14 protein-coding genes and 2 pseudogenes are annotated in these 14,165 nt (G+C 71.8%); 12 read left to right on the top strand and 4 right to left on the bottom strand.

Translation table 11 applies throughout. The features are described 5' to 3' along the window. On the top strand, nucleotides 1-87 hold an 87-nt coding region (locus ABT106_RS26660), incomplete at its 5' end, for a TraA-like protein (RefSeq protein ID WP_502979483.1). Nucleotides 88-101: 14 nt separating this feature from the next. Here the strand turns inward: ABT106_RS26660 and panC are convergent. Then, nucleotides 102-761, bottom strand: a pseudogene (gene panC / locus ABT106_RS26655) (pantoate--beta-alanine ligase); the annotation flags it as partial. Beyond that, entirely contained in the window at nucleotides 758-1,660 is a 903-nt protein-coding gene (locus ABT106_RS26650; RefSeq protein WP_351282082.1) for a Rossmann-like and DUF2520 domain-containing protein, read from the bottom strand. The pseudogene panC and the gene ABT106_RS26650, both read right to left, overlap by 4 nt. A gap of 99 nt (nucleotides 1,661-1,759) precedes the next feature. Here ABT106_RS26650 and ABT106_RS26645 point away from each other — a divergent pair, with 99 nt between their 5' ends. From ABT106_RS26645 to ABT106_RS26615, 7 genes are all read left to right on the top strand, one after another. After that, nucleotides 1,760-2,902, top strand: a complete 1,143-nt coding sequence (locus tag ABT106_RS26645) for a threonine aldolase family protein (RefSeq protein ID WP_351282079.1) — start codon at nucleotides 1,760-1,762, stop codon at nucleotides 2,900-2,902. Between the two features lie 210 nt (nucleotides 2,903-3,112). After that, complete coding sequence (locus ABT106_RS26640; protein WP_351282076.1) at nucleotides 3,113-3,298, top strand: DUF397 domain-containing protein; 186 nt, start codon at nucleotides 3,113-3,115, stop codon at nucleotides 3,296-3,298. Between the two features lie 80 nt (nucleotides 3,299-3,378). After that, entirely contained in the window at nucleotides 3,379-3,981 is a 603-nt protein-coding gene (locus ABT106_RS26635; RefSeq protein WP_351282074.1) for a hypothetical protein, read from the top strand. Nucleotides 3,982-3,995: 14 nt separating this feature from the next. Continuing rightward, the gene (locus tag ABT106_RS26630; protein WP_351282072.1) at nucleotides 3,996-4,163 is read left to right on the top strand and encodes a hypothetical protein; all 168 of its coding nucleotides are present in this window, start codon (nucleotides 3,996-3,998) and stop codon (nucleotides 4,161-4,163) included. 118 nt (nucleotides 4,164-4,281) lie between these two features. Then, nucleotides 4,282-4,782 carry a BlaI/MecI/CopY family transcriptional regulator gene (locus ABT106_RS26625; protein WP_351282069.1) on the top strand — a complete coding sequence of 167 codons (501 nt, stop codon included), beginning with the start codon at nucleotides 4,282-4,284 and terminating at the stop codon, nucleotides 4,780-4,782. An 11-nt stretch (nucleotides 4,783-4,793) separates the two neighbouring features. Beyond that, on the top strand, nucleotides 4,794-5,324 hold the full coding sequence (locus tag ABT106_RS26620) for an amino-acid N-acetyltransferase (RefSeq protein ID WP_267723042.1): 531 nt from the start codon (nucleotides 4,794-4,796) through the stop codon (nucleotides 5,322-5,324). Between the two features lie 165 nt (nucleotides 5,325-5,489). Beyond that, on the top strand, nucleotides 5,490-5,828 hold the full coding sequence (locus tag ABT106_RS26615) for a histone-like nucleoid-structuring protein Lsr2 (protein WP_351282066.1): 339 nt from the start codon (nucleotides 5,490-5,492) through the stop codon (nucleotides 5,826-5,828). On the opposite strand, the gene ABT106_RS26610 is transcribed toward ABT106_RS26615, so the two are convergent. Then, nucleotides 5,807-6,385, bottom strand: coding sequence for an SCO3374 family protein (locus tag ABT106_RS26610; RefSeq protein WP_351282063.1), 579 nt, complete (start codon nucleotides 6,383-6,385; stop codon nucleotides 5,807-5,809). The genes ABT106_RS26615 and ABT106_RS26610 overlap by 22 nt on opposite strands. A gap of 463 nt (nucleotides 6,386-6,848) precedes the next feature. On the opposite strand from ABT106_RS26610, the gene ABT106_RS26605 reads away from it, so the two are divergent. Then, entirely contained in the window at nucleotides 6,849-9,374 is a 2,526-nt protein-coding gene (locus ABT106_RS26605; RefSeq protein WP_351282061.1) for an ATP-dependent Clp protease ATP-binding subunit, read from the top strand. Between the two features lie 68 nt (nucleotides 9,375-9,442). Here the strand turns inward: ABT106_RS26605 and ABT106_RS26600 are convergent. Then, nucleotides 9,443-10,207, bottom strand: a pseudogene (locus ABT106_RS26600) (AfsR/SARP family transcriptional regulator); the annotation flags it as partial. Between the two features lie 173 nt (nucleotides 10,208-10,380). Here ABT106_RS26600 and ABT106_RS26595 point away from each other — a divergent pair. The 3 genes from ABT106_RS26595 to ABT106_RS26585 all read left to right on the top strand — a co-directional run bounded on the left by ABT106_RS26595 (nucleotide 10,381) and on the right by ABT106_RS26585 (nucleotide 14,050). Beyond that, entirely contained in the window at nucleotides 10,381-11,982 is a 1,602-nt protein-coding gene (locus tag ABT106_RS26595; protein WP_267839915.1) for a tryptophan halogenase family protein, read from the top strand. Between the two features lie 123 nt (nucleotides 11,983-12,105). Then, a complete protein-coding gene (locus ABT106_RS26590) occupies nucleotides 12,106-12,780 on the top strand; it encodes a flavin reductase family protein (RefSeq protein WP_351282057.1) in 675 nt (224 codons plus the stop codon). Next, a complete protein-coding gene (locus ABT106_RS26585) occupies nucleotides 12,767-14,050 on the top strand; it encodes a cation:proton antiporter (protein ID WP_351282054.1) in 1,284 nt (427 codons plus the stop codon). The genes ABT106_RS26590 and ABT106_RS26585 overlap by 14 nt, the downstream gene beginning before the upstream one ends. The last annotated feature ends 115 nt before the right edge of the window (nucleotides 14,051-14,165 follow it).

Here is a 14,165-nt window from a genome sequence, read left to right as displayed (position 1 = left end):
CAGCGGGAGTACGAGGAGGAGATCAACCGTGTCCGCCACCGTGCCCGGCCGCGTCAGGCGCCGCGCATGGACTGGGCTCAGCAGTAGAGCGGGGGTTTCCGCAGCGCCGCCTGCGCGGCGAGCCGGTCCCGCCCGGCGAACAGGGCGCGGGACAGGGCCAGCGCGGTGCGCCGCTCGGTGGGGGAGAGGTAGCGGTTGCGGGAGGACAGCGCGAGGCCGTCCTCCTCGCGGACGGTCGGTACGCCGACCACCTCGACGGGGAAGTTCAGGTCGGTCGCCATCCGCCGGATCAGCGCCAGCTGCTGCGCGTCCTTCTGGCCGAAGAGCGCCAGGTCGGGGCGGGTGAGGTGGAGCAGCTTGGCGACGACGGTCAGCATCCCGTCGAAGTGCCCGGGACGGGTGGCCCCCTCGAGGCGCCCGCCCATGGGCCCGGCGCTGACCCGCACCTGCGGGTCGCCGCCCGGGTAGACCTCGTCGACGGCCGGGGCGAACACCGCGTCGGCGCCCGCCTCCCCGGCGATCGCGAGATCGGCCTCCAGGGTGCGCGGGTAGCGGTCGAGGTCCTCGCCCGCCCCGAACTGCAGCGGGTTGACGAAGACGGTGACGACGACCTGGCCGTCCGGCCCGGCCTGCTCCCGGGCGGTGCGGATCAGGGTGGCGTGCCCCTCGTGCAGGGCGCCCATGGTCATCACCACGGCCCGGCGGCCGGTGCGCGGCAGCGCGTGGAGCTCCGCGGCGGTGTGCAGCAGCAGCCGGCTCATCCGGTGCCGTCCTCGTCCGCGAGCACCCCGAGGAGGTCCTCGGCCAGCTCGGGCTTGAGCAGACCGTGCGCGAGCGCCCGGTCGGCGGTGGTCCGGGCCATCGCCAGGTACCCGGCGACCGCGCCGGGCGCGTGCCGGCGCAGCTCGGCGACGTGCGCGGCGACCGTACCGGCGTCCCCGCGGGCCACCGGGCCGGTCAGGGCGGCGTCGCCGGAGCGCAGGGCGTTGTCGAGGGCCGCGCCGAGCAGCGGGCCGAGCATCCGGTCGGGGCGCTCGACCCCGGCCGTGCGCAGCAGCTCCAGCGACTGGGCGACCAGGGTGACCAGGTGGTTCGCGCCGAGGGCCAGGGCCGCGTGGTAGAGCGGGCGGTTCTCCTCCGCGATCCACTCGGGCTCCCCGCCCATCTCGATGACCAGCGCCTCGGCGGCGAGCCGCAGCTCGTCGGGGGCGGTGATCCCGAAGGCGCAGCCGGCCAGCCGCTGCACGTCCACCTCGGTGCCGGTGAAGGTCATCGCCGGGTGCAGGGCCAGCGGCAGCGCGCCCGCGCGCCGCGCCGGGTCGAGCACGGCGGTCCCGTACCGCCCGGACGTGTGCACGAGGAGCTGGCCGGGCCGGATCGCACCGGTCTCGGCGAGGCCCTCGACCAGCGACGCGAGCGCGTCGTCGGGGACGGTGAGGAGCACCAGGTCGGCCCGCTCCAGCACCTGCGCGGGCGGGACCAGCGGCACGTCGGGCAGGAGCCGCGCGGCGCGGCGCACGGACGCGTCGGAGACGCCGGACACGGCCACGGGCACGTGCCCGGCCTGCTGGAGCGCACGGGCCAGCGCGGGGCCGACCCGCCCGGCTCCGACGACGCCGACGGCCAGCCGGGCAGGGCGGGGCTGCTGTGATGGGTTCACGCGGGGAGGGCCTTCCGTTCCAGTCCGCGGGGGGTACCGGACGTTACGCCGCCATGCTAGCCCCTGGCCCTGCTGGCCGGTCGGCGATGATCGGGAGCTATGAACGAGGACAACGGCGAGCACGACGAGGACACCGCACGCGCGAAGCGCCTGGTGGCGGCCTGGCGGGGGGCGGACCGCACCCTGTCCCGGAGCCTCCTGGAGCCGACGGTGGGGGAACTGCTGGACCTGCTCCGGGACGCCCCGTACGCCATGGACGAGCCGGCCGACGTGTACGGCGACGGGGTGGTCGCCGAGCTGGAGCGCCGGGTCGCGCGGCTGCTGGGCACCGAGGACGCCGCGTTCTTCCCGACCGGGACGATGGCGCAGCAGGTCGCGCTGCGCTGCTGGGCGGCCCGGACCGGCGACCCGGTGGTGGCCCTGCACCCGATGTCCCACCCCGAGCGGTGGGAGGGCGGCGCGCTGTCGGCGGTCTCCGGCCTGCGGGTGGCGCACCCGACGGTCGAGCCGCGCCAGCCGACGCCCGCCGAGGTCCGGGACCTCGCGGAGCCCTTCGGCACGCTGATGCTGGAGCTGCCGCTGCGGGACGCGGGCTTCCTGCTGCCCTCGTGGGAGGAACTGGAGGCGCTGGTCGCCGCGGCCCGGGAGCGGGACGCGGTCGTCCACTTCGACGGGGCCCGCCTGTGGGAGTCGACGGTGCACTTCGGCCGCCCGCTCGCGGAGATCGCGGCACTGGCCGACTCGGTGTACGTGTCCTTCTACAAGTCGCTCGGCGGCCTCAGCGGCGCGTGCCTGGCGGGCCCGAGGTCCTTCGTGGAGGAGACCAGGGTCTGGCGCCACCGGTACGGCGGGCAGGTCTTCCGGCAGTTCCCCCAGGCGCTGTCGGCCCTGGCCGGACTGGAGCGGGAGCTGCCGCTCCTGCCGCGGTACGTCGCGCAGGCGCGGATGGTGGCGCGGGAACTGCGGGACGGCTTCGAGGCGGCCGGGATCCCGTGGTTCCGCGTCCACCCGGAGGTGCCGCACACCCACCAGTTCCAGGTCTGGCTCCCGTACGAACCGGACCGGCTGACCGAGGCGGGCGTGCGGCTGGCGGAGGACACCGGCCGGGTTCTGTTCCGGCGCTGGTGCGCCGACGGCCCGCCCGGCCTGTCGATGACGGAGCTGGAGGTGACGGAGCCGGGGCTGTCGTGGACGCCGCGGGAGGTCGGGGAGGCGGTCGCCGCCTTCACGGCCCGCCTGTAGCCGGAGGCCCGCGCCGAGCCCCGCCCCGGCACCCGGAGCGGGGTGCGGGACCGCCCGCGCGGACCGCTGAGCCCGCGCGCCGGAGCGGGTACGCGCCCGCCGCGCCCGGGGCCGACGCACCGAATTCCGCCAATGTGACCGGCCCGAAGCCGCCGCGGCGTTACCTTCCCTTCACAGGAATGACCGGCGACCGCGCCCGGAGGAGACCCCATGACCGCTCAGCCCGTGTGGCAGAAGTCCTCGTTCTGCGACGAGGGGGACGCCTGCGTCCACGTCGCAGCGACCCCCGGTTCGCTCGTGCGCGTCGCCGACCGCGCCGATCCGGCGCACCTGGTGCTCGCCACGACCCAGGCCGCCTGGGCCGACTTCCTGCGCGCCGTCAAAGAGTCCGGCTGACCGGAGGCGTCGGCGCCCCCGCCGCGCCGACGCCGCTCACCGTCAGGGGATTTTGTCCGATTAGCGCGTATCTTCGGCCCATGCCCACGCCCTACGGATCCCGCGGCGGCATGGCGTTCAGCCCTGCTGAGCTGCACGTGCTCAGGCGCTCGCTCGCCCACGCCCTCCAGTCCTCCTCGGCTCCCCTGTCGGCCGCGGAGGTCCAGGACTGTCTGCGCCTCGCGCGGTCGGTGGACGACGCGGGCGCGGAGGCCGCCCGGCTCAGAGCCTTCCTCCTGGAGGACCTCGCGCGCTACCGGGGCGCGCTCCCCGGCAGCCTCTCCGGCTATCTGGAGCTGCTCCAGGACGCCCTGGCCGCCGGATACGAGCCGGTGCCGGACGACCTCGCCGCCCTGCGCGCCCTGCGGGCCAACCCGCTCGCCGCGGCGGTGCTGGACCGGGCCCAGGCCGTCGCCGAGCGCTCCGTACGCCGACGGCTCCGCACCGCCCCCGCGCCCCGCACCCGGCTGCTGGCACTGGCCGGGGGCCAGGGCGGCGGCGGCGAGTCCGGGCGGCCGCCCGTTCCGGCGCCGCAGCCCAAGGACCGGCCGAAGCCGGAACGCCCCGTCCCCACCCCGGGCGAGGTGTTCCCGCCGCGCCGCAATCCCGGCCCGCCCCCGGCGGAGGGCCGAGCCGCCGGGTAGCTAGGCTGAGGGGCATGGACTACGTTTCCGCGCTCGTGCCCCCCATCGTGATGGCCGCGTTCTTCATCGCTCTCGTCGTGACGATCGTGAAGACCCAGGGCGGCGCCAACAAGGCCAAGGAGGACGCGGCGGTCGACGCCGTGCTCGCCCGGGCCGAGGCCGCCCGGCAGCCCCGGAAGTAGCACCGCAGAGCCTTCGGGCACCACGGGCGTACGGCCACCGCGGCCGTGCGCCCGATTTGTTGCGCGTTGCCGCCGCGATGGCCGGGCAATTCACCCCAATCCGCACTATCGTGCTGGTGTGCCTCGCCCCTTGGGAGATCTCGAAGACGCCGTCATGACGCGGGTGTGGCAGTGGAACCGCCCGGTCACCGTTCGGGAAGTACTGGAAGACCTCCAGCAGGAACGGTCCATCGCCTACACCACGGTCATGACCGTGATGGACAATCTTCACCAGAAGGGCTGGGTCCGCCGTGAGGCGGAAGGACGCGCCTATCGGTATACGGCCGTCTCCACCCGCCCCGCCTACTCGGCCGCACTGATGAACGAAGCCTGGTCGACGAGTGACAACCCCGCGGCCGCCCTCGTCGCCTTCTTCGGCATGATGTCGGCGGAACAGCGCGAAGCCCTCCGGGACGCCGTCCGGATCGTCCAGCACGACGACGAGGCCGCGGACACGGTCACCGCCGCGGCCGGCGCCGTCGCCGCGGCCGCGGAATCCGCGGAAGTCCCGGCCTCCGCTCCCGCCGCGGGCGAAGGGGAAGAGCGCTCCGGCGAGCACCCCGACGGTCCGGGGCGATAGCGTCCGGACCCATGGGAGAGTTTTCCGCTGCACCCGCAGAAACAGTGACGATCCGCCGTGCCCGCACCCGTGATGTTCCCGCGCTGCGCCGCCTGCTCGACCAGTACGTGCAGCAGCGGATCCTGCTCGACAAAGCCCCGGTGGTCCTTTATGAGGACATCCAGGAGTTCTGGGTCGCGGAACGCGACTCGGACCACGAGGTGGTCGGCTGCGGCGCTCTCCACGTGATGTGGGAAGACCTCGCCGAAGTGCGCACTCTCGCCGTGGACCGCGAGTTGAAGGGCGGCGGCGTCGGTCATCGGGTGCTGTCGCAGTTGTTGGAGACGGCACGGGCGCTCGGGGTGAGCCGGGTTTTCTGCCTGACCTTCGAAGTGGACTTCTTCGCGAAGCACGGGTTCACCGAGATCGGCGAGACGCCGGTCGAGACCGATGTGTACATCGAGCTCCTGCGTTCCTATGACGAGGGCGTCGCGGAGTTCCTCGGTCTCGAACGAGTGAAGCCGAACACCTTGGGCAACAGTCGCATGCTTCTGCACCTCTGATCGATCACCGCGGCTTTTCCCGTGTCCCACGCACCCGCGGCCTATGTCCGAATCGCGCACGTTTCCCGCCCTGTTGCGGTCTCGAACCTCTCCCCGGGGGTTTGTGTTTTTCCCGCAAAAGCGGTTTCCTTTCCGCGTACTGCTTTTCGATGAAAGGAAATCCCGGTGGCACAGAAGGTTCAGGTCCTTCTTGTCGACGACCTCGACGGCGGCGAGGCGGACGAGACGGTGACGTTCGCTCTGGACGGCAAGACCTACGAGATCGACCTCACCACCGCCAACGCTGAAAAGCTCCGCGGTCTGCTCGACCCGTACGCCAAGGGCGGCCGCCGCACCGGTGGCCGTGCCAACGCCGCCCGCGCCAAGGGCCGCGCCTCGGCGACGACCGGTAACCCGGACACCGCGGCGATCCGCGCGTGGGCCAAGGACAACGGTTACAACGTGAACGACCGCGGCCGCGTCCCGGCCGAGATCCGCGAGGCCTACGAGAAGACCCAGGGCTGACGGGTCCGGTGCGTGCGCCGCAATCGCGCCCGGTGGCATTGCGTCGCCGCCGCCGCGACCAGGCGTACGAGATCGGGCCCGCCCGCGGGCCCGGCGCCCTTCCCGGGAGCGGGCAGGGACGGCAGGAGCGCCTCACACCCCTTCTCGGGGGGCCGCAGCCAGACGGCGGCCTCCCGGGGGCCCTCTCCGGAGGGAGCCCCGGGCGGCTTCGGAGCGGTGATCCGGCCACCCTCACCCAGGGCGGCGAGATCCAGGGCCACCCCGCCCCACTCCAGCCAGGCGAGCAGCCCGTCGAGTTCGTCGGCGCTGCCCGGGGCCACCAGGAACCGCATCCGGCGCCCCATCAGGGCCACCGGCCCGGTGGCGACCGGCCCGCGCAGCAGGGCGGCCCCCGCGTCGGACGGCAGTTCCAGGACGTCGAACCGGGTTCCGGTGACGAGCTGGGCCGGCGGTCCGCCGACGACGGTCCAGCCGAGCACCCGCTCGTACCAGGAGGCGTACGCGTCCTCGCCGGGCGGTACGCGGGGCGACGGGACGGTGACGCTGCTGACGGCCATGCCCGGAGCAACTCCCGAATGCCCGGGGGGTTACGGCCGGTGTGACGCACCGCACGCGGATCAATGCGGAACGTAAAGATCCGCGGTGGTGGGGTCTCACATTCGGGACGCAACCGTGTTCGCCCTTAGCGGAGTGGACCGGCGTCACCGGCATGGAGTGTCCGTCACGGCGGGTAAGACATTCCTAGTGGATCGGGGCGACACGCTGATTTGTGCGGCTCCCGTTCGCCATCGGCGTACACGCGTGACGGGTATCTGTCTGGCCTGCGGGAACATCGTCTCCCACTATCGGGTTGGAGCAGTTGTCGGCTGTTCAGGCCGGTTTTCCTCACCGACGTGGGGGTGAGCCGCGGACGGATGTCGGCAGTTGGAATGAGCTGTCCCGCCCCGCGGGACTAGCATGCGGAAGGACAGGGCGGGGACCGACCCCGAACTGCCCGACCGCTCTGAGGAGCGATAAACGATGTTCGAGAGGTTCACCGACCGCGCGCGGCGGGTTGTCGTCCTGGCTCAGGAAGAAGCCCGGATGCTCAACCACAACTACATCGGCACCGAGCACATCCTCCTGGGCTTGATCCACGAGGGTGAGGGTGTCGCCGCTAAGGCCCTGGAGAGCCTCGGGATTTCGCTCGAGGCTGTTCGCCAGCAGGTTGAGGAGATCATCGGACAGGGGCAGCAGGCCCCTTCCGGCCACATCCCCTTCACCCCGCGGGCGAAGAAGGTCCTGGAGCTGTCGCTCCGAGAGGCCCTCCAGCTCGGCCACAACTACATCGGCACCGAGCACATCCTGCTCGGCCTGATCCGCGAGGGCGAGGGCGTCGCCGCCCAGGTCCTCGTGAAGCTGGGCGCCGACCTCAACCGGGTCAGGCAGCAGGTCATCCAGCTGCTCTCCGGTTACACCGGGGGCGGCAAGGAGTCGGCCACGGCCGGCGGCCCGGCCGAGGGCACGCCCTCGACCTCGCTCGTCCTGGACCAGTTCGGCCGCAACCTCACGCAGGCCGCCCGCGAATCCAAGCTCGACCCGGTCATCGGGCGCGAGAAGGAGATCGAGCGGGTCATGCAGGTCCTGTCCCGCCGGACCAAGAACAACCCGGTCCTCATCGGCGAGCCCGGCGTCGGCAAGACCGCCGTCGTCGAGGGCCTGGCGCAGGCGATCGTCAAGGGCGAGGTCCCCGAGACCCTCAAGGACAAGCACCTCTACACGCTTGACCTCGGTGCCCTGGTCGCCGGTTCCCGCTACCGCGGTGACTTCGAGGAGCGCCTGAAGAAGGTGCTCAAGGAGATCCGCACCCGCGGCGACATCATCCTGTTCATCGACGAGCTCCACACCCTCGTGGGTGCGGGCGCCGCCGAGGGCGCGATCGACGCGGCGAGCATCCTCAAGCCCATGCTGGCCCGTGGTGAGCTCCAGACCATCGGTGCCACGACGCTGGACGAGTACCGCAAGCACCTCGAGAAGGACGCGGCCCTCGAGCGCCGCTTCCAGCCGATCCAGGTGGCGGAGCCTTCCCTCCCCCACACGATCGAGATCCTCAAGGGCCTGCGGGACCGCTACGAGGCCCACCACCGCGTCTCCATCACGGACGAGGCCCTCGTCCAGGCGGCGACGCTGGCGGACCGGTACATCTCGGACCGCTTCCTCCCGGACAAGGCGATCGACCTGATCGACGAGGCCGGCTCCAGGATGCGCATCCGCCGGATGACCGCGCCGCCGGACCTCCGCGAGTTCGACGAGAAGATCGCGGGCGTGCGCCGCGACAAGGAGTCGGCCATCGACTCCCAGGACTTCGAGAAGGCGGCGTCTCTCCGCGACAAGGAGAAGCAGCTGCTGGCGGGGAAGGCCAAGCGCGAGAAGGAATGGAAGGCCGGCGACATGGACGTCGTCGCCGAGGTCGACGGCGAGCTCATCGCCGAAGTCCTCGCGACCGCGACCGGCATTCCCGTCTTCAAGCTCACCGAGGAGGAGTCCTCGCGACTGCTCCGCATGGAAGACGAGCTGCACCGTCGGGTCATCGGCCAGAAGGACGCCATCAAGGCGCTCTCCCAGGCGATCCGCCGTACCCGTGCGGGTCTGAAGGACCCGAAGCGCCCGGGTGGCTCGTTCATCTTCGCCGGTCCGTCCGGTGTCGGTAAGACCGAGCTCTCGAAGACGCTCGCCGAATTCCTCTTCGGCGACGAGGACGCGCTGATCTCCCTCGACATGTCGGAGTTCAGCGAGAAGCACACGGTTTCCCGTCTCTTCGGTTCGCCCCCCGGCTACGTGGGCTACGAAGAGGGCGGCCAGCTCACCGAGAAGGTGCGCCGCAAGCCGTTCTCCGTCGTCCTCTTCGACGAGGTCGAGAAGGCCCACCCGGATATCTTCAATTCCCTTCTCCAGATCCTGGAGGACGGTCGTCTGACCGACTCCCAGGGCCGGGTCGTGGACTTCAAGAACACGGTCATCATCATGACGACCAACCTGGGTACGCGGGACATCTCGAAGGGGTTCAACCTGGGCTTCGCGGCGCAGGGCGACACCAAGACCGGATACGACCGGATGAAGGCGAAGGTCAACGAAGAGCTCAAGCAGCACTTCCGGCCGGAGTTCCTCAACCGTGTCGATGACACGGTCGTCTTCCACCAGCTCACCGAGGAAGACATCATCCAGATCGTCGACCTCATGATCGCCAAGGTCGACGAGCGCCTGAAGGACCGCGACATGGGCATCGAGCTGAGCGGCGACGCGAAGCTCCTGCTCGCCAAGCGCGGCTACGACCCGATCATGGGCGCCCGCCCGCTGCGCCGGACCATTCAGCGCGAGATCGAGGACCTGCTCTCGGAGAAGATCCTCTTCGGCGAGCTGCGTTCCGGTCAGATCGTGGTCGTCGGCAAGGAGGGTGAGGGCGACGACGCCAAGTTCACCTTCCGCGGCGAGGAGAAGACGGCCCTGCCGGACCTCCCCCCGATCGAGGCCACGGGCTCCGGCCCGGACCTGTCGAAGGGCGCGTGACCGCCGCCTAGCGGCAGCGGTACGTACGAAGGGGCGGCGGACCGGCCGGCGGCGGGGAGCAGGGCGCGCAGGAGCAGCTGGGTCTCGCGGCCGGGCGCCACGGCCAGCTCGTCGCGCATCCGGCGGGCGCACAGCTCGTACCAGCGCCGCACGCAGGCGAGTTCGCCGCGGCGGCCGTGCGCGGACATCAGCGCGCGGTAGGTCTCCTCGTGGTGGCGGTCGATCTCCAGCGTGCGCTTGCAGAGCTCTATCAGCTCGACGGAGTCCTCGCGGGTCTCGGCGTCGGCGCGCAGCGCGCCCAGGGCCCGCAGGGCGAGCGCCCTGAGGTACTCGCGCTGTTCGACGACCCAGTCGGCGCTCTCGCCGCGCAGGAACTCGCCGCCGTACAGGTCGAGCGCCGCCCGCAGCCGGGCCCGGGCGAGCGGGGCGTCCCGGGCCACGGAGGCCCGCAGGCCGGTGTGCACCAGCTCCTGGAACCGGTCGAGGTCGGACCACAGGCCGCTGACGTGCAGGACGTACCCGAAGTCCCGGTAGACCAGCCGGATCCCCGAGTCGCCCGGGTGGTCGGGGTGGGCGTCGAGCACCCGGCGCAGGGCGTGGGCCGCGACCTTCAGGGAGCTGCCGGCGGTGCTGTCGGTGCCGGGCCACAGGGACTCGTAGAGCCGGTCGCGGGTGAGCATCTGGCCGCGGTGCACCACGAGGTACTGGAAGAGGCCGCGGGCCTTGCCGGCCCTCCAGCGCTCCACGCGGGCGCCGTTGACGGTCAGTTCGAAGTCGCCGAGGAAGCGCACCCGTACCCTCGGCTCCGCTGTCTCGATCGCTGCGGTGCTCATGGAGCCCTCCCCGTGGTCTGCGCCTGCCGCTCTGCCTGCGACGAGTGTGTTCGGGGGGCCTACAAGCGCTCTACAACGGCCGGAACGGCACTGTGTAGAGCGGTGATAGGCCGGTTCTCCACCCTGATGAGCACGACCACCCGAACCGCCGACTCCGAAATGAGGGCTGTTTCATGACCAGCACCGACACCCGGCTTCAGAAGGTCGTCATCCTGGGCGGCGGCACGGCCGGCTGGATGACCGCCGCGTATCTCGGGAAGGCGCTCCAGGGCACGGTCGACATCACCGTGCTGGAGGCGCCCTCCATTCCGCGCATCGGCGTCGGCGAGGCCACGGTGCCCAACCTCCAGCGGTCGTTCTTCGACTACCTGGGCATCGCCGAGGACGAATGGATGCGGGAGTGCAACGCCAGTTTCAAGATGGCCGTGCGCTTCGTCAACTGGCGTACGGGCGGGCAGGGCGAGGCGACGGCGCGCGAGCTCCCGGACGGCGGCCCGGACCACTTCTACCACCCGTTCGGCCTGCTTCCCGACTACGACCACACCCCGCTGTCGCACTACTGGTTCAAGCGCAAGTACGAGGGGCGCACCACGGAGCCGTTCGACTACGCCTGCTTCCGCGAGCCCCCCGTGATGGACGCGATGAAGGCGCCGCGCTGGCTGGACGGCCGCCCGGCCACCCGGTACGCGTGGCACTTCGACGCCCAGCTCGTGGCCGACTTCCTGCGCCGCTTCGCCACGGAGAAGCAGGGCGTCAAGCACGTGCAGGACGAGATGACGCGCGTCGAGCAGGACGACCGCGGCTATGTGACCCGGCTGCACACCAAGGGCGGACTGGCCCTGGAGGCCGACCTGTTCGTGGACTGCTCGGGCTTCCGCGGCCTGCTGATCAACCAGGCGCTGGGCGAGCCGTTCGTCGACATGAGCGACCACCTGCTGTGCGACAGCGCCGTGGCCACCGCCGTCGCGCACGACGACGAGGCGAACGGCGTCGAGCCGTACACCTCGTCCATCGCGATGTCCTCCGGCTGGGCCTGGAAGATCCCCATGCTGGGGCGCTTCGGCACCGGCTACGTGTACTCCAGCAAGTTCACCGACCAGGACACCGCCACCCGCGAGTTCGCGGACATGTGGGGCCTGGACGTGGAGGAGACGAAGTTCAACCACATCCGCTTCCGCGTCGGCCGCAACCGCCGCGCGTGGGTGAAGAACGTCGTCAGCATCGGTCTGTCGTCCTGCTTCCTGGAGCCGCTGGAGTCGACCGGCATCTACTTCATCACCGCGGCGATCTACCAGCTGGCCAAGCACTTCCCGGACAAGACCTTCAACAAGGGTCTGATCGACAGCTTCAACAACGAGATCGAGGTGATGTTCGACGACACCCGCGACTTCATCCAGGCGCACTTCTTCTACGCGCCGCGCAACGACACCCCGTTCTGGCAGGCGCAGAAGACGCTGACGCTCCCGGACAACATCCAGCAGAAGATCTCCGCCTACAAGGCCGGCCTGCCCATCAACTCGCCGATCACCGACGAGTCCACCTACTACGGCAACTTCGAGGCGGAGTTCCGCAACTTCTGGACGAACGGCAGCTACTACTGCATCTTCGCGGGCCTCGGCCTCGAGCCGGACGCCCCGCTGCCCTCCCTCGCCCACCGGCCGGAATCGGTCGCCGGCGCCGAGCCGCTCTTCGACACCGTCAAGCGCCAGCAGCAGAACTTGCTGGAGACCCTGCCCAGCGCATACGACTACCTGCGCCAACTGCACGGCGCGTAAGGCTTCCCGGCCACCGCGCCCGCCCCTCGGGCGCGCCGGTCGGTCCCCGCTCCCACGGCCCGGCAGCACGGCTCTCCCGCCGGCTGCCGGGCCGCAGTGTTTCAGCCACCTCAGGAGTCAGACATGCCCCACCACTCCGCGCCCCATCCCGCCGCACCACAACAGCAGCAGCCCGCGGCGCCGGACGCCCCGGACGAGTCCGCGGCCGCCGGGAGCCGCCGGGCCGACCTGCGGCCCTTCATGGCAGCCTTCCCCACCGGGGTGTCCGTCGTCACCACCCTGGACTCGGACGCCGCGCCGCACGGGCTGACGTGCAGCTCCGTCGCGAGCGTCGCGCTGGAGCCGCCCACCCTCGTGGTGTGCATACGGGCCGCGAGCCCGACGCTCGCCGTGCTCCTCGCCCAGGGCCACTTCGCCCTGAACCTGCTCCACGAGCGGGCCCGCGGCACCTCCGACCTGTTCGCCTCCGGGGCGCCCGACCGGTTCGACCGTACCGAGTGGCGGCTGCCGCTGGGCGCGGGCGGGCCGCACCTGACCGAGGACGCCCACGCCGTCGCGGACTGCGCCGTGGTGCGGACGGTCCGGTTCGGGGACCATACGGCCGTGTTCGCCGAGGTCGGCCGGGTGACCGTACGGGACGATCCGCAGCCCCTGCTCTACGGGCTGCGCCGCTACGCGCTCTGGTCCGATGCGGCCTCGGCGCCGCCGCCGGCCGCCGCCCTGCCCGCCTCCCTGCCCGCCGCCCCGCTCGTCCGGCCCGCCGCCACCGCCGAAGGAGGTACCCGTGTCATCCGCTGACCCGATGCCCGCGCTCCTGGTCGCCGTCCCCGTGGTGATCCTCGCCTGCCAGGCGGGGGCCGCCCTCTTCCGCCGGTTCGGCCAGCCGCCGGTGGTGGGCGAGATCGCCACCGGCATCCTGCTGGGCCCCTCGCTGCTGGGCTGGCTCTGGCCGGACGCGCAGCACTGGCTCTTCCCGCCGGCCGTGCTGCCGTACACCTCCGTCCTCGGTCAGCTCGGGCTGCTGGCCTTCATGTTCCTGGTCGGGCTGGAACTCGACCTGAAGAGCCTGCGCGGGCACACCCGCGTCGCGGTGGCCGTCAGCCAGGCCGGGATGCTGCTGCCGCTGGCCCTCGGCGCGCTCCTCGCGCTCGCGATGTACGGCGACTTCGCGCCGGACGGGGTGGGCCAGGTGCCGTTCACCCTGTTCATCGCGGTGGCCATGAGCATCACCGCGTTCCCCGTACTGGCCCGGATCCTCATCGACCGGGGGCTGTACGGGACCCCGCTCGGCGCGCTCGCCATGGCCTGCGCGGCCGTGGACGACGTCGTCGCGTGGTGCCTGCTCGCCCTGGTGGTGGCCCTGTCCTCGGCCGGCTCCCCGATGGAGGCGGCGGCCACGGCGGCGCTCGCCGTGGCCTTCACCCTCGTCATGTTCTACCTGGTGAGGCCGCTGCTGGCCCGCTGGGCGGCGCGCGCCGAGCGGTACCAGGACGGGATCGTGCTCGTCGCGCTGTTCAGCGGTCTGAGCCTGTCGGCGCTGGCCACGGACCGGATCGGCGTGCACGCCCTGTTCGGCGCGTTCCTGTTCGGGGTCGTCACCCCGCGCACGGGCCACCGCATCGAGGCGTCCGCGGCGCGGCTGCGGGCCTTCGCCGTGCCCGTGCTGCTGCCGCTGTTCTTCGTCCACACGGGGCTGCGCACGGACATCGGGGGCCTGACGGCCGCGCCCGAGCTGTGGCTGTGGGCGGGGGCGATCCTCGTGGTCGCCGTCCTCGGCAAATGGGGCGGCGCGACGGCGGCGGCCCGGGCCTGCGGCAGACCGTGGCGGGAGTCGATGTCGATCGGGGCGCTGATGAACTGCCGGGGGCTGACCGAGCTGGTGGTCCTCAACGTCGGCCTCGAACTCGGCGTCATCGGGCCGGAGCTGTTCACCATGCTCGTGCTGATGGCGCTCGTGACGACGGCCGCCACCAGCCCGGCGCTCACGCTGCTGCGCTCCGGGAGGGCGCCCCGTCCGCCCGTCCCCGTCAAGCCCGCACCCGAGAAGGCGCTCTCCTCCGGCTCCTGACGGGCGGCCGGACCCGGCGCCGCCGCGGTGCGGTCCCCGCGTACGGGACCGCGATGCAGCCAGACGATCTCGGCGTCGGCCCGCGTCGGCAGCTCCTCCTCCTCGCCCGCGTCGT

Origin of the sequence: Streptomyces sp. NPDC002044 (genome assembly GCF_040296725.1) — a bacterium.
GTDB lineage: Bacteria > Actinomycetota > Actinomycetes > Streptomycetales > Streptomycetaceae > Streptomyces > Streptomyces antarcticus.
Note: the sequence above shows the minus strand (reverse complement) of the source record. Positions and strands in the feature narration are given on the sequence as shown.